The organism is Stenotrophomonas sp. Sm2128 (assembly GCF_030985535.1).
GTDB classification, from domain to species: domain Bacteria; phylum Pseudomonadota; class Gammaproteobacteria; order Xanthomonadales; family Xanthomonadaceae; genus Stenotrophomonas; species Stenotrophomonas maltophilia.
In genome coordinates, this window is the sequence record NZ_JAPTFQ010000002.1 from 145,239 (window position 1) to 162,595 (window position 17,357).

The following is a 17,357-nucleotide window of genomic DNA, read 5'->3' on the forward strand; positions in this document are numbered from 1 at the left end:
CTTTGGAAGCTGCAGCAGAATGGGTAGTGCCGGCCGCTGGCCGGCAAGCCCATGAACCCCACACACCCTGCAGTTGCCGGCCAGCGGCCGGCACTACCCCTTGAAACGCAAGCCCACGCCTGGCTCGGTGAACAGGTAGCGTGAATCCAGCGCTGAATCGCCCAGCTTGTGCCGCAGCTTGCCGACCAGGATGCGCAGGTAATGGGTGTCGTGCTGGTGGGTCGGCCCCCAGATCTCCTGCAGGATCTGCGGCTGGGTCACCACGCGCCCGGCATTGCGCAGCAGCAGCGACAGCAGTGCGTACTCCTTGCGGGTCAGCGCCACCGGCTCGCCATCCAGCGCCACTTCGCGGCGTACGAGATCCACATGCAGATGGCCATCGTCGAACACCGGTGGCGTGCCGTCGCTGGGCACGCTGCGTGTGCGCAGCAGCGCCCGCACCCGCGCCATCAGCTCCTGGGTGCCGAACGGCTTGGTCACGTAGTCATTGGCGCCGGTATCCAGTGCGCGCACCTTTTCGGCTTCACCCGCACGCACGGTCAGCATGATCACCGGCACCTGGCTCCACTGCCGCAGTTGCTCCAGCACCTCATGGCCTTCCATGTCCGGCAGGCCGATGTCCAGGATCACCAGGTCCATGTCCTCGCTGGCCGCCAGCTGCAGGCCTTCCTGGCCGGTGGCCGCCTGCCGCACCTGGTAGCCCTGCGCGCGCAGGCTGATGTCCAGGAACCGGCGGATCTGGGTTTCATCATCGATCACCAGCACGCGCGGGGCCGGCGCGCTGGCGTCAATCGGAGTCGGGCTCATCGTGGGAGGCTGGCTTGAGCAGGGGCAGGGTGATGCGGATCAGGGTACCGCGACCGTCGCGTCCGGGCAGCGCCTGCACGCTGCCGCCATGCGCACCGACCATGCCCTGGCAGATGGTCAGGCCCAGGCCGGTGCCGTGGCGGCCACGGTCGCCGCGCTCGACGCTGTAGAACATGTCGAAGATGCGCGCGCGCTCGTCATCGGGAATGCCGGGGCCGGCATCGATCACATCGATGCGCAGCTGTCCGTCCAGTTCGCGCGCCTGCACCTGCACGGCGGCATCGGGTGGCGAGAACTTGGCCGCGTTTTCCATCACGTTGAACACCGCCTGTTCAACCAGCGCCGGGTGTACCCAGATCGGCGCGAGCGTGGCCGGAATATCCAGCTCCAGCCGCACCTTGGGCTGGTAGCGCTGCAGGCGCCGCGCCGCCGAGCCGATCAGCTCGTCCACGCCGATCCAGTCGCGGTTGATCTTCAACCCTTCGTGGCCGAGCCGGGTCATGTCCAGCAGGTTCTGGATGTAGCGGTCCAGCCGCTCGCCCTCGACCAGGATGGTGTCCAGCAGGGCACGGCGATCGGCCGTATCCATCGCCGCACCGTAGCTGGCCAGGCTGTCGGCCGAACCGATCATCGCCGCCAGCGGCGAGCGCAGGTCGTGGGACACCGAAGAGAGCAGGGCCGAGCGCAGCCGCTCGGTCTCGTTGCTGACGTGGGCCTGCTCCAGTTCGGCCACCAGCCGCGTGCGCAGCGCGGCCTGGGCGATGTCGTCGACCATCGCCTCGGCCAGCTGCCGCTGCTCGGGCAGCAGGCGCGCCTGTGCGCCGGGCAGGTAAAGGCCCGCCACGCCGATGGCGCGGTCTTCGCCATCCAGCAGCGGCAGGAACCACCATTGCGCACCGGCCAGGGTGTCGGTGAAGCGCCCGCTGGGCTGGCCGTGGCGCAGTGCCCAATCGGCGGCGGCCAAGTCGGTATCGCCCGGCTGGCTGCGGCCACCGGTTGCGGTATCGGCGCCGATCCGTAGCCACGCTGGAACGTCCATGGCCTGTTCCAGTGCATGCCGACCCGCCTGCGCCACCTCGCCGTTGCCGGCGGCGCTGGCCAGCTGGCGGCCCAGCTGCTGGCGCGCACGCGCATGTCGATTCGCCGCACGCAGCGCGATCACCTGCATGCGCAGGCGCGAGGCCAGGCGTCCGGCCACCAGCGCGGCGGCCAGGAACAGGAATACGGTGATCACGCCCTGGCGCGCGCCGATGGCGAAGGTGAAGCGCGGCGCGATGAACAGGAAGTTGTAGGCGAGGAAGCACAGGATCGCCGCCATCACCGCCACGCTGGCGCGCGTGCGTGCGGCCACCAGCACCACCGCCACGATGAACACCATCGACAGGTCGGCCATGCCGACCCAGCGTTCGGCCAGCCATGCCACCGCACAGGCCAGCGCGGTGGCGATCAGCGCCTGCACCGGTTCGTAGCTGATGCCGCGCATCGGCGGCAGCAGGCCCTCGCGGCGCGAGCGCGCACGTGCCTGCGGGGTGCTGATGATGGTGATCTCGTAGTGCGCGCCGCGCTGGATCAGCTGCTGGGTCAGGGTGCGGTTGAACATCCGCGCCAGTGGACGTTCGCGGGTCCGGCCGAGCACCAGGGTCGACACGCCGTTGTGCGCCGCATGGTCGAGCAGGGCATCGGCGATGCTTGATCCGTGCAGCAGTTCGGCGTCGCCGCCGAGGCGGCGTGCCAGGGCGAACGCAGCATCGATCTCGCGCCGGGTCGCCTCGTCCTGGCGTCGGCCCTGCACGGTCACCACCGTCCACGGCGCATCGCGGCGTTCGGCGATGCGCCGCGCCACCCGCACCAGGTATTCGCTCTGACCGCCGCCATCAATGGCCACCAGCACGCCACGACGCAGTGGCAGGTTGCTCTCGCCGCGCGCGGCGCGCGCTTCACGCAGGCTGTTGTCGACGCGGTCGGCGGCCTCCTGCATGGCCAGCTCGCGCAGTGCGGTGAGGTTGGCCGGCGAGAAGAACGCCTGCAGCGCCTGCGCGGCCTGTTCGGGCACATAGACCTTGCCCTGCTGCAGGCGCGCGATCAGCTCGCGCGGCGGCAGGTCGACCAGCACGATGTCGTGCAGGCGGTCGAGCACGCCATCCGGCACGGTCTCGCTCACGCGTACGCCGGTGATGCGCATCACCACGTCATTGAGGCTTTCCAGATGCTGGATGTTGACCGTGGTCCAGACGTCGATGCCGGCGTCCAGCAGCTCCATCACATCCTGCCAGCGCCGCTCGTGGCGGCTGCCGGGTGCATTGCGATGGGCCAGTTCGTCCACCAGCACCAACGCCGGATGCCGTGCGAGCACGGCATCCAGGTCCATCTCCTGCAGGGCATGGCCGTGGTAGGCCACGTCCTTCAGCGGCAGCTGCGGCAGGCCCTCCAGCAGCGCCTGGGTATCGGCACGGCCATGGGTTTCCACCAACCCGACCACCAGGTCGACGCCGCGACGCAGCTGTTCCTGCGCGCGGGTCAGCATGGCGTAGGTCTTGCCCACGCCCGGCGCCGCGCCGAGGAACACGGTCAGCTTGCCGCCGGCTTCGCGTTGCAGGCCTTCGACCAGGGCATCGGCCTGGCGGGTACGCGCATCAGTCATGGGTGCCATTGTGCGCGCAGCCGGTGCCGGCCGGCATCACGGCGCCTTGGCCGCGTGGTCCAGCGCGAAGTTCAGCGTCACCACGTTCACCCGCGGCTGGCCGAACAGGCCCCACTGGCGACCTTCGGTATGCGCCTGCACCAGTGCCTGCACGCGTTCCACCGGCAGGCCACGGGCACGCGCCACGCGGGCTACCTGCAGCTGCGCCGCCGCCGGCGACAGCTGCGGATCCAGGCCGCCGGCGGACTGGGTGACCAGGTCCGCCGGCACCTGCGCGGGGGCGACGCCTTCGCGTGCGGCCACCGCCGCGGTGCTGGCGGCAACACGCTCGGCCAGCGCCGGGTTGCTGCGCGCCATGTTGGAACCGGCTGCCGCCATCGGGTCGTAGTTGGCCGCCGACGGACGTGCCTGGAAGTAGCCGTCACCGGCGAACGGCTGCGACAGCCATGCCGAGCCGCGCACCTGGCCGCTGCCATCGCGCAGCAGGCTGCCCTGGGCCTGGGTCGGGTAGGCCAGGCCGGCGAAGCCGGTGGCGATGCCGGCGTAGACCGCACCGGCCAGCAGCAGGGTGGCCAGGCCCAGGCCGATCGCCGGGCGCCAGCTGGCGCCGTCCTGCAGGCTGGCCACCCGGGCCTCGGCCTTCGGTTCGCGGGACAGGGAAGTGGAGGTGGAAGCAGAACGGTTCATGCGCCGAATACCAGGACAAGAAGGAGGTCGATCGCCTTGATCGCTGCGAACGGCAGCAGCACGCCGCCGAGGCCGTACACCAGCATGTTCCGGCGCAGCAGCGCCGTTGCGGTGGCCGGGCGGAAGCGCACGCCACGCAGGGCGAGCGGGATCAGGGCGGGAATCACCAGGGCGTTGAAGATCAGCGCCGCCAGCACCGCGTTGCGCGGGCTCGACAGCTGCATCACGTTCAGTGCGGCCATGGTCGGAACGGCCGCGGCGAACAGCGCCGGCAGGATCGCGAAGTACTTGGAGACGTCGTTGGCCAGCGAGAAGGTGGTCAGCGCGCCGCGGGTGATCAGCTGCTGCTTGCCTACTTCCACCACTGCCAGCAGCTTGGCCGGGTCCGAATCGAGGTCGACCATGTTGCCGGCCTCCTTCGCCGCCTGCGTACCGGAGTTCATCGCCAGGCCGATGTCGGCCTGGGCCAGTGCCGGGGCGTCGTTGGTACCGTCACCGACCATCGCCACCAGACGGCCACCGGCCTGCTCCTGGCGGATGCGCGCCAGCTTGTCTTCCGGTCGCGCCTCGGCGATGTAGTCGTCGACACCGGCTTCGGCAGCGATCGCAGCGGCGGTCAGCGGATTGTCGCCGGTGATCATCACCGTGCGGATGCCCATCGCCCGCAGCTGCGCGAACTTCTCGCGCATGCCGTGCTTGACCACGTCCGACAGTTCGATCACGCCCAGCACGTGGCGGCCCTCGGCCACCACCAGAGGGGTGGCACCGTTGCGTGCGACCTGCTCGACACGCCCGGCCAGTTCAGCCGGCACACTGCCACCCAGTGCCTGCACGTGGGCACGGATCGCATCGGCGGCACCCTTGCGGATCTGCCGCCCATGTTCCAGATCGACGCCGGACATGCGGGTCTGCGCACTGAAGGCCAGGTAGTCGGCATGGTCCGGCTCGGCGGTGGCGCAGCCCTGTTCGCGCGCCAGGCGCACGATCGACTTGCCTTCCGGGGTCGGGTCGGCCAGCGAGGACAGCAGTGCCGCCTCGCGCAGCTGGCTGGCGTCGATGCCGGCCAGCGGATGGAAGTGGCTGGCCTGGCGGTCGCCGTAGGTGATGGTGCCGGTCTTGTCCAGCAGCAGCACGTCCACGTCTCCCGCGACTTCCACCGCCTTGCCCGACTTGGCCAGCACGTTGGCGGCCAACGCGCGGTTCATGCCGGCGATGCCGATGGCCGGCAGCAGGCCGCCGATGGTGGTCGGGATCAGGCAGACCAGAAGCGCGATCAGCAGCAGCGGGTCAACCTGCACGCCTACCGCTGCGCCAATGGCCGGCAGCGTCGCCACCACCACCAGGAAGGTCAGCGTCATCGCCGCCAGCAGCAGGGTCAGTGCGATCTCGTTCGGCGTCTTCTGCCGGTTGGCGCCTTCCACCAGCGCGATCATCCGGTCCAGGAAGCTGTGGCCCGGCTCGGCGGTCACCCGCACGATGATCTGGTCGGACAGCACCTTGGTCCCGCCGATCACACCGGAACGGTCGGTACCGGCCTCGCGCAGCACCGGTGCCGATTCGCCGGTCACCGCTGCTTCGTTGATGGTGGCCAGGCCCTGCACGATCTCGCCATCGGCCGGTACCAGCTCACCCGCACTGACGATCACATGGTCGCCCGGGCGCAGCTCGGCGGCTGGCAGCTGGGTTTCCGCGGCATCCGGCTGCGGTGCGGCCAGGCGGCGCGCCACCAGGTCCTGGCGGGCGCGGCGCAGCGATGCGGCCTGGCCACGGCCACGTGCTTCGGCCACGGCTTCGGCGAAATTGCCGAACAGCACGGTCACCAGCAGGATCGCGGTCACCGCCAGGCCAAAGCCCAGCGGCGCATTGCCGGTCAGAGTGACGATCGCGGCCACGATCGTGCCGGCCATCACCACCGCCATCACCGGGCTGCGCACCAGATGCATCGGCGACAGCTTGCGCACTGCCTCGACCAGTGCGCGGCGCAGGCCTGCGCCATCCAGCAGGGCAGGGCGCGGTGCAAGGGAACTACGGGTTGAACTTGCGTGGGTACTCATTGCGGTGTCCTCAGTGCAGTCCCAGGCTCAGGTGGTCGGCGATCGGGCCGAGTACCAGCGCCGGCATGAACTGCAGCACGGTCAGGATGATGATCACCGAGACCAGGGTCAGGGCGAAGGTCGGCGTTTCGATCTGCAGGCTGCCGGCAGACTCCGGCGCCTGGCGCTTGGCAGCCAGCTGTGCGGCCACCACCAGCGGGATGATCAGCAGCGGGAAGCGGCCCAGCAGCAGCACCAGCGAGCAGCTCAGGTTCCACCACAGCGTCGCGTCACCCAGCCCTTCGAAGCCCGAACCGTTGTTGGCATAGGCCGAGACGTACTCGTAGAACACCTGGCTGATGCCATGGAAGCCGGGATTGGAGGTGCCCGCCAGGCCGGGTACGGCCAGGGTGATCGCGGTGAACACCAGCAGGGTGATCGGCTGCAGCAGCACCAGCAGGGCCAGCAGGCGTACCTGTGGCGTCTCCAGCTTGCGGCCGAACAGTTCCGGCGTACGCCCGGTCATCAAACCGGCCAGGAACACGCCCAGCAGGAGGTACACGATGAACTGCTGCAGGCCGCAGCCGATGCCGCCCCAGATCGCGCTGACCAGCATGTTGACCATCGCGATGCCGCCACTGAGCGGCGCCAGCGAATCGTGCATGCCGTTGACCGAGCCGTTGGAGACCTGGGTGGTCACCGCCGCCCACAGCGCAGTGCCGTCGGCGCCGAAGCGCACTTCCTTGCCTTCCATCAGCAGCGGGGTGGCGGCGCTGGCGCTATGCCCTTCGCTCCACATCATCGCGCCGGTGGACAGCAGCGACATGCCCAGCATGCAGCTGAACACCAGCGCGCCGAAGCGGCGCCGGCCGGTGAACGCACCGATCATGAAGATCACCGCCATCGGCACAAGCAGGATGCCGACGATCTCCAGCGCGTTCGACAGCGGGGTCGGGTTCTCCAGCGGGAAACTGCTGTTCGGGCCGTACCAGCCGCCACCGTTGGCGCCCAGCTGCTTGGCCGCGACCATTGCCGCTACCGGGCCCAACGGCAGCTTCTGTTCGGCCATGCCGGCGCTGGCATCGATCGGCGTGGCCTGTGGGCCACCGGCCATCGTCGACGGCACGCCTTGGCTGGTCAGCACCAGCGTCCACACCAGGCACAGCGGCAGCAGGAAGCGCACGCACAGGCGCACCACGTCCACGTAGTAGTTGCCCACCGCCACCTGGCGGTCATCGCCGGCCCCGGTGGTCGCCGCAGCCTGCGGCGCACGCGAGAACAACGCGCGCAGCGTCGCCACCGCCAGCGCCAGGCCCATCATCGGCGTCACCACCTGCAGGCCGGTGATGCCGGTCATCTGCGAGAAGTAGGACAGCTGCGCCTGGCCCGAATAGTGCTGCTGGTTGGTGTTGGTCAGGAACGAGATCATCGTGTGCAGCGCGGTGTCCCAGCGCATGTTCGGGATCTGGTCCGGGTTCAACGGCAACCAGGCCTGGGTCATGAACACCGCCTGGGTCAGCACCGCGACCACCACGTTGCTCAGCACGAAGGCCAGCACATAGCCGCGCCAGGACATCGACCGCGACGGATCGACCCCGAACACCCTGTACAGCGGCTTCTCGATCCAGTGGAACAGCACGTCGATCTTCATCGGCGTGCCGCGCATCACGCGGGCCAGGTACAGGCCCAGCGGCCACGCCAGCAGCAGGCTGGCGGCAATAATCACAAGCATCTCAGTCATGGCCGGCTCCGCTCAGAACGACTCGGGCCGCAGCACGACATAAAGGAGATAGGCGGCGGCAACCAGCACCAGCACGCCACACAACAACGACAGCCAGGGGGACATTGCAATAGCGTCCTGGTGGAACCCCTCCACCTCAGGCCGCCATCGTCGTCCTACCCCCCATAAACGCACTACGCGCCGGACCGGGCCGACGCGTAAAGAGTGCATAAATTCCGTGGGCCAACCCGTAACCAGGCCCGGGATAGCGCCGGGCCATGCCCGGCGAAGGCAGCGCCGTCAGCCCGCCGGAGCGTCCGCCGGCACCAGCCCCTTCAGCTCGCGATAGCGCTGCAGGGTGCTGTCGATCTCGGCCTTCAACGCCTGCTGCTGCTGCACCAGCCCGGCCTGCAGGCGCTGCTGCGCCTGCAGCTGCGCATGCCGCTTGCGGATCGCCTCGGCCTGCTTGTCGGCCACCTTGGCGCCGGCCAGCTCGCGGTCCCCCGCCGCCGACAGCAGCGCCACCAGCGACTCACGCAGGCTGGTGACGTTGTACTCGGCTGTCTTCAGGTTGTTGTCCAGCACTTCCTGGCGCTCGGCAAACACCCGGCGCAGGTCGGCCTCGCTGCCGTAGGTGGACAACATGGCCTGCTCGGTGCGCTGGCGGGTCTGCTCGGCCATCAGGTCCAGCTGTTGCTGCTGCGCAGCGGTGCTGGCAGCGGCACGCTCCTCGTCGGTCAACGCGCGCTGGACCTGCGCATTGCGCAGGCCCGTGCTCGCATTGAATTCCTCGCGGGCATGGTTGACCGCGTCGGCCGGCAGCGAATCACTGCAGATCCGCTCCTTGCCCTCGTTCCAGCAGTACAGCTTCTTTTCCGCCTTGCCGCTGTCGCGCGACTGCGCCGGTACGGTGAACGGCACGACCAGCAGCAGGCCGGCGAAGAGGACAGCAGGAACTCGGGACATGACCTTTCCCCTGGGTCGGTCAGCGGATCGAACGAACGCCGTACTGGGCCCGGTAGGCTTCCAGCGGCTGCCGGTAACCCACAAGTTCCGGGTTGCCGGAGGCGAAATCAAGCAGATCGGCCAGCGATGCCACGGCGATCACCGGGATACCGGCTTCTTCGGCCACCGACTGCGCGGCAGAACGGCGGTCGGTCTCCGAAGCGATCTCCTGGCGGTCCAGTGCCACCACGATGCCGGCCGGGGTGCCACCGGCGGCGCGGATGATGCCCAGCGCTTCGCGGATCGCGGTACCGGCGGTGATCACGTCGTCGACGATCAGCACGCGCTTGCCCTGCATGTCGGCGCCGATCAGCTGGCCACCCTCGCCATGGTCCTTGGCTTCCTTGCGGTTGAACGACAGCGGCAGGTCGCGGCCGCGCTGGGCCAGCTCGCAGGCCATCGCGGTGGCCAGCGGGATGCCCTTGTAGGCCGGGCCGAACACCACGTCGTACTTGATCCCGCTGGCATCGATGGCATCGGCATAGCACGCGCCGAGCTGGGACAGCAGCGAGCCGGAGTCGAAGCGCCCGGCGTTGAAGAAATAGGGGCTCAGCCGGCCGGACTTGAGGGTGAACTGGCCGAAGCGAAGGGCGTCGGCGGTCAGGGCCAGCTGCAGGAAACGGTGGCGGTGGTCGCTCATCAAAACTCGATTCATCTTCATTTGGAGCACAAATCCTAATCCAGCTGGGCGTTTCGCGCTCGTCCGGCCCCGTGTGAAGGCGCTGGCGGGCCCACCCGGCGGACTGCGCAGCCCTGCAGTCAACCGGTATGCTTGCCCGGTTTCCCGCCGTAGGTCTTCCGCATGCGCATCATCAGTTTCAACGCCAATGGCATCCGTTCCGCCGCGACCAAGGGCTTCCTCGACTGGTTCCGTGCCCAGGATGCCGATGTCCTGTGCATCCAGGAAACCAAGGCCCAGGAAGACCAGCTGAGCGACCCGATGTTCCGCCCGGACGGCCACCACTGCTTCTACCGCGACGCCATTACCAAGAAGGGCTACAGCGGCGTGGCGATCTACAGCAAGCGCGAGCCGGACCAGGTCATCACTTCGCTGGGCTGGGCCCCGTTCGACGACGAAGGCCGCTACATCGAGGCACGCTACGGCAACCTCAGCGTGGTCTCCTTCTATATCCCGTCCGGCAGCTCGGGCGACCTGCGCCAGGGCTTCAAGTTCGAAGTGATGGAATGGCTGCGGCCGATCCTGGAGGAGTGGGCGCGCAGCGGCCGCGACTACGTGCTGTGCGGCGACTGGAACATCGTGCGTTCGGCGCTGGACATCAAGAACTGGAAGTCCAACCAGAAGAATTCCGGCTGCCTGCCGGAGGAACGCGACTGGCTCAACGCCCTCTGCGCCGACCACGGCCAGGCCACCGATGTCGCTGCCGGTCGCGGCTGGGCCGATGCCTACCGCCTGCTCAACCCCACCGGAGAGGACTACACCTGGTGGAGCAACCGCGGCGCCGCCCGTGCCAACAATGTCGGTTGGCGCATCGACTACCAGTTCATCACCCCGGGCCTGCGTGACCGCCTGCGAAGCTGCTCGATCTACCGCGACGAGCGCTTCTCCGACCACGCCCCGTTCACCGTGGACTACGACCTGTGACCGAGGCTGCCAAGCCGCGCCGACCGTGGCAGCAGGTGTTGTCCAACCTGAGCCAGCGCAAGGTGCTGGCGATGCTGCTGCTCGGCTTCAGTTCCGGCCTGCCGATCTACCTGGTGGGCAACACGCTCGGCTTCTGGATGCGCAAGGAAGGCATCGAGCTGAGTACGATCGGCTTCCTGTCATGGGTCGGGCTGGCCTACACCATGAAGTTCCTGTGGGCACCGATCGTCGACAAGACCGACGTGCCTCTGTTCGGCCGCTTTGGCCGCCGCCGTGGCTGGATGCTGCTGTCGCAGCTGGTTGTGGTGGTGGGCCTGGTCGGCATGGCGCTGGTCCAGCCCAAGGGGGGCCAGATCCAGCTCCTGGGTATCGCCTGGCAGCACATCGTCGTGTTCGGCGTGATGGCCGTGATCGTGGCGTTTGCTTCGGCCACCCAGGACATCGTCATCGATGCCTGGCGCATTGAAAGTGCTGACAACAGCGAGCAGCTTGGACTGCTGACCTCATCCTCGGCACTGGGCTACCGCACTGCGTTGCTGGTCACCGATGCGCTGATCCTGATCATCGCGGCCCGTGTCGGCTGGCAGGTTTCCTACGAGATCATGGCCGTGCTGATGGCGCTTGGCGTGGTGGCCGTGGTCATGGCCCGCGAACCCGCGCGGGAAGTGGCTGCCGTGCAGGCACAGGCGACCTCGCTGTGGACACCGCGCGGATTGTTCGACGCCGTAGCGGGACCGTTCATCGCCTTCGTCCGCGAGCATCGCAGCGGCGCGATCCTGATCCTGGTGGCCATCAGCGTCTATCGCATGGCCGACTTCGTCATGGGACCGATGGCCAACCCGTTCTACGTCGATCTCGGCCTGGACGAGGACACCGTGGGCGCGGTGCGTGGCTCGGTCGGGCTGGTCGCGACCTTCGTCGGTATTGCCGCAGCGGGCCTGGTCTCGGTCCGCTGGGGGGTGCTGGCGGCGCTGATGGTAGGCGCCGTGCTGGGGCCGGCCTCCAACCTGGCGTTTGCCTGGCTGGCCTATTCCGGCCCGGACACAACCCATTTCGCCGTGGCCATGGCAATCGACAACTTCGCCAGCGGCTTCGCCGGTACGGCGCTGATCGCCTACATGTCGAGCCTGACCAGCATCGGGTACACCGCAACCCAGTACGCACTGCTGAGTTCGTTCTACGCGATGCCCGGCAAGGCACTCAAGGGGCTCTCGGGGTGGTCGGTACAGACGCTCGCACAGGGCCGGACGTTGCTGGAAGGCTACGCGCTGTTCTTCGTCGGTACCGCGCTGGTGGCGATCCCGGTAGTGATCCTTTGCGCCCTGCTGATCCTGCAGCAGCGCCGTCGCCAGGCCGCCGGCTCGACCTGATTGCCTGCCCGCCCGGTCTGCGGGATCATCGCCCCGACGCGCCGAGGGGGCGGTGCCTTGCGAACGGGGAAGTGAGCATGGCCGACGTTGTGCTGCGGGATCTGGACCCGCTGCTGCTGGAACGTATCAAACGCGTCGCGGTCGCCCGCGGCTGGACCCACGAACAGACCTGTGCCGCCTTGCTGGAGCAGGGCCTGTTCAGCAGTGAACTGGAAGTCCGCTCCGGCTTCGGCGATCCGGAAGTGGATGCCCTGTCCGATGCCATTGCCGCCCTGCAGGCCTTGCCCGCAGGGCAGGGCTTCGATTAGCGGCCGCGCCGCAATGCTGTAGAGACGAGCCCACGTCCGGCTGCCCGGTAGATCCACGCCACGCGTGGATGGCGCCACCTCACGCCAGGTGGATCGCACCCAGGATCCGCGGGCCCTTAGCTCCGGTCACGCTTGGCAGGTTGCCGGCCAGCCCGTCCATCGTCCGCTGCGCCAGCCATGCAAAGCCCATTGCTTCCACGTACTCCGGGTCCAGCCCGTGCACGGCGCTGGATTCCACCTGCACGTCCGGCAGCCGGGCCGCGAGGCGCTTCATCAGCTGCCGGTTGCGTACCCCGCCGCCACAGACCAGCAGGCGGCGGGTCTGCGGCTGCTGCGCCAGCAGCGCGTCGGCCACCGTTGCCACGGTCAGCTCCAGCAGGGTCGCCTGCACGTCGGCCGCCGCGTACTGGCCCTCGGCCATGTGCGCCTCGGCCCAGGCCAGGTGGAACTGCTCACGGCCGGTGCTCTTCGGCGGCGGCAGCGCGAACCACGGGTCCGAGCGCCAGCCCGCCAGCAGGCCCTCGTCCACCGCGCCGCTGGCGGCGTACGCGCCGTCGGCATCAAAGGTGCGGCCGGTGTGGCGCTGGCACCAGGCATCCATCAGCGCATTGGCCGGGCCGGTATCGAAGCCACGTACCGCACCTTCGCGCGGAATCAGGGTCAGGTTGGCGATACCGCCCAGATTGAGCACGGCGCGGTCTTCGTCGGCCGTGCCCAGCATGGCCAGGTGGAAGGCCGGCATCAGTGGCGCACCATGGCCCCCGGCCGCCACGTCGCGGCGGCGGAAGTCGGAGACCGTGGTGATCCCGGTCAACTCGGCGATGCGGTTGCCGTCGCCCAGCTGCACGGTGAAGGCGGGGTCGGCCAGCGGCCGGTGACGCACGGTCTGCCCATGCGAGCCGATCGCACGCACCTGGCTGCGGTCCACGCCAGCCTCGGCCAGCAGCTGGTTGGCGGCCCCGGCGAAGCTGATCGCGATCCGGGCGTCCAGCTCGCCCAGCTCCTCCAGCGAATCCAGTGGACCACCTTCGCCCAGCGCCACCAGCCGTGCACGCAGCACCGGCTCCCAGCGGGCGGTCAGGCCGTGCACGAAGCGGCAGCCTCCGCCGCCAGGAAACTGCACCAGCGCGGCATCGATGCCGTCGGCACTGGTGCCCGACATCAGGCCAAGGTACAGGGGGGCGTCAGTGTCGGCAGTCGTGTTCATGGCGAGCATAAAAAAAGGACGCGGCAAGCTTGTGCTGCCGCGTCCTTCTTCGTCAACGCAGGGGCTCAGCCGCGCTTGCGGCCGGTGCTGCTCTTGTCCTTGGCGCTGGCCACCTCGGGGGCGGCCTCGTCGCGGCTGGTCGGTGCCGGGCTGGCATCGGCGTAGATCAGCTTCTCCATGCCCTGGATGCGGGCCATCGCCGGCGCGGTCTGCGCGCGGAAGGCGACCAGCTCGGCGCCCTTCAGCGGCTCCGGCGGCGGCATGGTCACGGTCAGCGGGTTGCGGTGCTCGCCGTTGACGCGGAATTCGTAGTGCAGGTGCGGGCCGGTGGCCAGGCCGGTCGAGCCGACATAACCGATCACCGTGCCCTGGGCCACCCGCTGGCCGGTCTTGATGTTCGCAAAGCGCGACATGTGCCCATACAGGGTGGTGTGGCCACGGCCGTGGTCGAGGATCACCACGTTGCCGTAACCGCGCTGCACGCCGGCGAACTGCACGCGGGCGTCGCCGGCGGCCATGATCGGGGTGCCGGTGCGCGCGGCGTAGTCCACGCCCTTGTGCATGCGCATCTTGCCCAGCACGGGGTGCTTGCGCGCACCGAAGGTCGAGCTCAGCCGCGCGAACGGGATCGGCATGCGGATGAAGCTCTTCTTCAGCGAACGGCCGTTGATGTCGTAGTACTCGGACTTGCCGTTGCGGTCGAAGCGGAAGCCGGAATAGGTCTTGCCACCGGTGGTGAACGTCGCCGCCAGAATCTTGCTGGTGTCCACCTTCTCGCCTTCGCGCCAGGTTTCATCCATCACCACGCTGAAGCGGTCGCCCGGCTGCAGGTCCTTCGAGAAGTCGATGTCGTACTTGAAGATGTCGTCGGTCATCGTCGCGATCGCCGACGGCGACAGCCCGGCGCGGCGGGCCGCGGCATACAGCGAGCTGGTGATCTCGCCACTGGTGACCACCGTGCGCGTGGAGGTCTCGCGCTTGGTCACCTTCTCCTTGATGTCGTCACCGGCCAGGCTCAGCTCCACCCGGTTGTCGGCATCGCGGTCGAAGCGGATGCTGCGCAGGTCGCCGGACAGCGGCATGTCGAAGGCGATCTCGGCGCCCGGGCGAAGCTTGGTCAGCGCCTCGCGCGCCCCCGGGTGGTCCAGTACCCGGTGCAGGGTGGTCGCCGGGATACCGGCCTTGTCGAACAGATCGCTCAGGGTCTGGCCGCGTTCCACGCGCAGCACCTGCCAGCTGTCACCGGGCACCTGCTGCTGGCGGGCCATGGCCAGCGGCGGCAACGGCAGTGCCAGGCTGGTATGGCTGTCGGCAAAGGGGGCGTCGATGGTGTGCGAGAAGCCCGGCACGATCGTCGCCACCAGGGCGCCGATGGTCGCGAACAGGCTGGCATGCATCCAATGGCGCCGGGTCCAGCGCTCGTTGAAGGCGGCGGGAAGATGTTGCCTGAGCTTCCGATGCAGGGCGTTGTCGTGCAGGACGTGGAGGCGTTCCTGGAAGCGCTGCTTGCGTGCGCGCCCTTGTTCGGAATTGTGCATCGGCGGTTTTTTCCTGGTGGCCCGGGAGCGGGGGCCTGATCGCCGGTTACCATAGACACCTGAGAAAACCGCGTCAAACCCTTGTGCCCATTGGCTTTTGTGAAGCCAATCGGGTTAACTTTGCTTTAACACCCCACACAAGAATCGGCGTTGCCGGGAGTAGTCACGTGTCCTCGATTGAAGAAGCCCTTGCCCAGATCGGCCGTGGTGCCGACGAGATCCTCAAGCTCGAGGATCTGCGTGCGCGCCTGCAGGAGGGCCGCCCGCTGCGGATCAAGGCCGGCTTCGACCCCACCGCGCCCGACCTGCACCTGGGCCACACGGTGCTGCTGAACAAGATGCGCCAGTTCCAGGACCTCGGCCACCAGGTCATTTTCCTGATCGGCGACTTCACCGGCATGATCGGCGACCCGTCCGGCAAGAGCCTCACCCGCAAGCCGCTCAGCCGCGAGGACGTGCTGGCCAACGCCCGTACCTATGAGGAGCAGGTGTTCAAGGTGCTGGACCGCAGCCGTACCGAAGTCCGCTTCAACTCGGAGTGGTTCGGCAAGATGGGCGCGGCCGACATGATCCGCCTGGCCGGCCAGCACACCGTGGCACGCATGCTCGAGCGCGACGACTTCGCCAAGCGCTACGCCGCCCAGCAGTCCATCGCCATCCATGAGTTCCTGTACCCGCTGGTGCAGGGCTACGACTCCGTGGCCCTGGAGGCCGACGTGGAGCTGGGCGGTACCGACCAGAAGTTCAACCTGCTGATGGGCCGTGGCCTGCAGGAGCACCACGGCCAGAAGCCGCAGGTGGTGCTGACCATGCCGCTGCTGGAGGGCCTGGACGGCGTCAACAAGATGTCCAAGTCGCTGGGCAACTACATTGGCATCAGCGAACCGGCCATCGATATCGTCACCAAGACCATGAAGGTGGACGACACCCTGATGTGGCGCTGGATCGAGCTGCTGTCCTTCGACATCAGCCAGGCCGAAGCCGTGCAGCTGCGCGAGCAGGTGGCCAATGGCGGCCTGAACCCGCGCGTGGTCAAGCTGCGCCTGGCGCGTGAACTGGCGACCCGCTTCCACGACGCTGCAGCGGCCGAGCAGGCGATCGCCGGCTGGGAAGCGGCGGTGACCGGGCAGGGCGACATCACCCAGCTGCCGCTGCAGGACGTGGCGATCCCGGTCGAAGGCCTGCGTATCGCTGCGCTGCTGACCGCGGCCGGCCTGACCCCGAGCAACTCCGAAGCCAACCGCAAGCTCAAGGAGCGCGCGGTCAAGGTGGACGGTGAGGTGGTCGAAGACGGCCAGCAGGTGCTGCAGCCGGGCTTCGAAGGCCTGTTGCAGGTCGGCAAGCGTACCTTCGCCCGCGTACGCCTGGTCGCTGCCTGAGACAAAGGAAGGGCCGGCGCAGCCGGCCCTTCCTTATGCTCTTGTAGAGCCAAGCCCACGCTTGGCTGCTCTTCGGGCGGTCCTCCCGCAGCGCGACGGATGAACGGATGCAACATCCGGTGAAAAAAATCGCCACACCCCCTTCACAAACGATGGGAATAGGGACATACTTCTCCTCCCCCGTCGCAGGGGTCGCCACCAAGGGGCTTCAGCGGCAACAGGGCGCCCACCACCGCCGAACGAGATGATCGAACGAAGGTGTTGACGGACTGAAAAAGTCTGGCATAATGGGCGGCTCGCTTCGAAGGAAACTTCGCAGCACACGGGAACGGCGCTGAGGCCACTTCCCCGGATCTTTGAAAGTATGCGCAGGTATCTTGTGAAGGCGCCTGCAGGAAGGATGATTGTCCATCTTGCAGACGTTTGATCAAGCAACTATTAATTGTTTTAAAGCAAGCGATACGTTGCCAGCATCAATCATCTGCAGCTTTAAATTTTGATCTTCGGATCATGTAGTTTTAAGTGAAGAGTTTGATCCTGGCTCAGAGTGAACGCTGGCGGTAGGCCTAACACATGCAAGTCGAACGGCAGCACAGGAGAGCTTGCTCTCTGGGTGGCGAGTGGCGGACGGGTGAGGAATACATCGGAATCTACTTTTTCGTGGGGGATAACGTAGGGAAACTTACGCTAATACCGCATACGACCTACGGGTGAAAGCAGGGGATCTTCGGACCTTGCGCGATTGAATGAGCCGATGTCGGATTAGCTAGTTGGCGGGGTAAAGGCCCACCAAGGCGACGATCCGTAGCTGGTCTGAGAGGATGATCAGCCACACTGGAACTGAGACACGGTCCAGACTCCTACGGGAGGCAGCAGTGGGGAATATTGGACAATGGGCGCAAGCCTGATCCAGCCATACCGCGTGGGTGAAGAAGGCCTTCGGGTTGTAAAGCCCTTTTGTTGGGAAAGAAATCCAGCTGGTTAATACCCGGTTGGGATGACGGTACCCAAAGAATAAGCACCGGCTAACTTCGTGCCAGCAGCCGCGGTAATACGAAG

General features: G+C 67.5%; 14 protein-coding genes and 1 rRNA gene. 5 read left to right on the forward strand and 10 right to left on the reverse strand.

Annotated elements, in window-relative coordinates; translation table 11 throughout:
• Positions 1-93: 93 nt before the first annotated feature.
• The 8 genes from O0K41_RS01580 to pyrE all read right to left on the reverse strand — a co-directional run bounded on the left by O0K41_RS01580 (position 94) and on the right by pyrE (position 9,533).
• Positions 94-807, reverse strand: coding sequence for a response regulator transcription factor (locus O0K41_RS01580; RefSeq protein ID WP_005412001.1), 714 nt, complete (start codon positions 805-807; stop codon positions 94-96).
• Positions 788-3,448 carry a sensor histidine kinase KdpD gene (locus tag O0K41_RS01585; RefSeq protein ID WP_164222221.1) on the reverse strand — a complete coding sequence of 887 codons (2,661 nt, stop codon included), beginning with the start codon at positions 3,446-3,448 and terminating at the stop codon, positions 788-790. The genes O0K41_RS01580 and O0K41_RS01585 overlap by 20 nt, the downstream gene beginning before the upstream one ends.
• 36 nt (positions 3,449-3,484) lie before the next feature.
• On the reverse strand, positions 3,485-4,135 hold the full coding sequence (gene kdpC, locus O0K41_RS01590; protein WP_049449542.1) for a potassium-transporting ATPase subunit KdpC: 651 nt from the start codon (positions 4,133-4,135) through the stop codon (positions 3,485-3,487).
• Complete coding sequence (kdpB, locus tag O0K41_RS01595; protein ID WP_049449545.1) at positions 4,132-6,189, reverse strand: potassium-transporting ATPase subunit KdpB; 2,058 nt, start codon at positions 6,187-6,189, stop codon at positions 4,132-4,134. The genes kdpC and kdpB overlap by 4 nt, the downstream gene beginning before the upstream one ends.
• A gap of 10 nt (positions 6,190-6,199) precedes the next feature.
• Complete coding sequence (gene kdpA, locus O0K41_RS01600) at positions 6,200-7,909, reverse strand: potassium-transporting ATPase subunit KdpA (protein WP_164222219.1); 1,710 nt, start codon at positions 7,907-7,909, stop codon at positions 6,200-6,202.
• A gap of 12 nt (positions 7,910-7,921) precedes the next feature.
• Complete coding sequence (locus tag O0K41_RS01605) at positions 7,922-8,014, reverse strand: potassium-transporting ATPase subunit F (RefSeq protein WP_005407770.1); 93 nt, start codon at positions 8,012-8,014, stop codon at positions 7,922-7,924.
• 174 nt (positions 8,015-8,188) lie between these two features.
• The gene (locus O0K41_RS01610) at positions 8,189-8,854 is read right to left on the reverse strand and encodes a hypothetical protein (protein ID WP_005407771.1); all 666 of its coding nucleotides are present in this window, start codon (positions 8,852-8,854) and stop codon (positions 8,189-8,191) included.
• 19 nt (positions 8,855-8,873) lie between these two features.
• A complete protein-coding gene (gene pyrE, locus O0K41_RS01615) occupies positions 8,874-9,533 on the reverse strand; it encodes an orotate phosphoribosyltransferase (RefSeq protein ID WP_005407772.1) in 660 nt (219 codons plus the stop codon).
• A gap of 162 nt (positions 9,534-9,695) precedes the next feature.
• On the opposite strand from pyrE, the gene O0K41_RS01620 reads away from it, so the two are divergent.
• The 3 genes from O0K41_RS01620 to O0K41_RS01630 all read left to right on the forward strand — a co-directional run bounded on the left by O0K41_RS01620 (position 9,696) and on the right by O0K41_RS01630 (position 12,174).
• Positions 9,696-10,496 (forward strand): exodeoxyribonuclease III, encoded by an 801-nt coding sequence (locus O0K41_RS01620; protein ID WP_024956358.1) that lies wholly within the window; start codon positions 9,696-9,698, stop codon positions 10,494-10,496.
• Entirely contained in the window at positions 10,493-11,866 is a 1,374-nt protein-coding gene (locus tag O0K41_RS01625; RefSeq protein WP_049449546.1) for a muropeptide MFS transporter, read from the forward strand. The genes O0K41_RS01620 and O0K41_RS01625 overlap by 4 nt, the downstream gene beginning before the upstream one ends.
• Positions 11,867-11,943: 77 nt before the next feature.
• On the forward strand, positions 11,944-12,174 hold the full coding sequence (locus tag O0K41_RS01630; RefSeq protein WP_005407775.1) for a hypothetical protein: 231 nt from the start codon (positions 11,944-11,946) through the stop codon (positions 12,172-12,174).
• 79 nt (positions 12,175-12,253) lie between these two features.
• Here O0K41_RS01630 and O0K41_RS01635 read toward each other — a convergent pair whose 3' ends face one another.
• Both O0K41_RS01635 and O0K41_RS01640 read right to left on the reverse strand, forming a co-directional pair.
• Entirely contained in the window at positions 12,254-13,381 is a 1,128-nt protein-coding gene (locus O0K41_RS01635) for an anhydro-N-acetylmuramic acid kinase (protein ID WP_164222215.1), read from the reverse strand.
• 65 nt (positions 13,382-13,446) lie between these two features.
• On the reverse strand, positions 13,447-14,919 hold the full coding sequence (locus tag O0K41_RS01640) for a peptidoglycan DD-metalloendopeptidase family protein (protein ID WP_005407777.1): 1,473 nt from the start codon (positions 14,917-14,919) through the stop codon (positions 13,447-13,449).
• 167 nt (positions 14,920-15,086) lie between these two features.
• Here O0K41_RS01640 and tyrS point away from each other — a divergent pair, with 167 nt between their 5' ends.
• Positions 15,087-16,298: a tyrosine--tRNA ligase gene (gene tyrS / locus O0K41_RS01645; protein WP_005407778.1), complete on the forward strand. Its 1,212-nt coding sequence runs from the start codon at positions 15,087-15,089 to the stop codon at positions 16,296-16,298.
• A 519-nt stretch (positions 16,299-16,817) separates the two neighbouring features.
• Positions 16,818-17,357, forward strand: a 16S ribosomal RNA gene (locus O0K41_RS01650); the annotation flags it as partial.

Excerpts from the sequence above, each read along its gene's own strand:
- kdpC (WP_049449542.1), bottom strand. The coding sequence starts at position 4,135 with ATGAACCGTTCTGCTTCCACCTCCACTTCCCTGTCCCGCGAACCGAAG.
- O0K41_RS01580 (WP_005412001.1), bottom strand. The coding sequence starts at position 807 with ATGAGCCCGACTCCGATTGACGCCAGCGCGCCGGCCCCGCGCGTGCTG.
- pyrE (WP_005407772.1), bottom strand. The coding sequence starts at position 9,533 with ATGAGCGACCACCGCCACCGTTTCCTGCAGCTGGCCCTGACCGCCGAC.
- O0K41_RS01585 (WP_164222221.1), bottom strand. The coding sequence starts at position 3,448 with ATGACTGATGCGCGTACCCGCCAGGCCGATGCCCTGGTCGAAGGCCTG.
- O0K41_RS01610 (WP_005407771.1), bottom strand. The coding sequence starts at position 8,854 with ATGTCCCGAGTTCCTGCTGTCCTCTTCGCCGGCCTGCTGCTGGTCGTG.
- kdpB (WP_049449545.1), bottom strand. The coding sequence starts at position 6,189 with ATGAGTACCCACGCAAGTTCAACCCGTAGTTCCCTTGCACCGCGCCCT.
- O0K41_RS01630 (WP_005407775.1), top strand. The coding sequence starts at position 11,944 with ATGGCCGACGTTGTGCTGCGGGATCTGGACCCGCTGCTGCTGGAACGT.
- O0K41_RS01640 (WP_005407777.1), bottom strand. The coding sequence starts at position 14,919 with ATGCACAATTCCGAACAAGGGCGCGCACGCAAGCAGCGCTTCCAGGAA.
- kdpA (WP_164222219.1), bottom strand. The coding sequence starts at position 7,909 with ATGACTGAGATGCTTGTGATTATTGCCGCCAGCCTGCTGCTGGCGTGG.
- O0K41_RS01635 (WP_164222215.1), bottom strand. The coding sequence starts at position 13,381 with ATGAACACGACTGCCGACACTGACGCCCCCCTGTACCTTGGCCTGATG.
- O0K41_RS01605 (WP_005407770.1), bottom strand. The coding sequence starts at position 8,014 with ATGTCCCCCTGGCTGTCGTTGTTGTGTGGCGTGCTGGTGCTGGTTGCC.
- O0K41_RS01620 (WP_024956358.1), top strand. The coding sequence starts at position 9,696 with ATGCGCATCATCAGTTTCAACGCCAATGGCATCCGTTCCGCCGCGACC.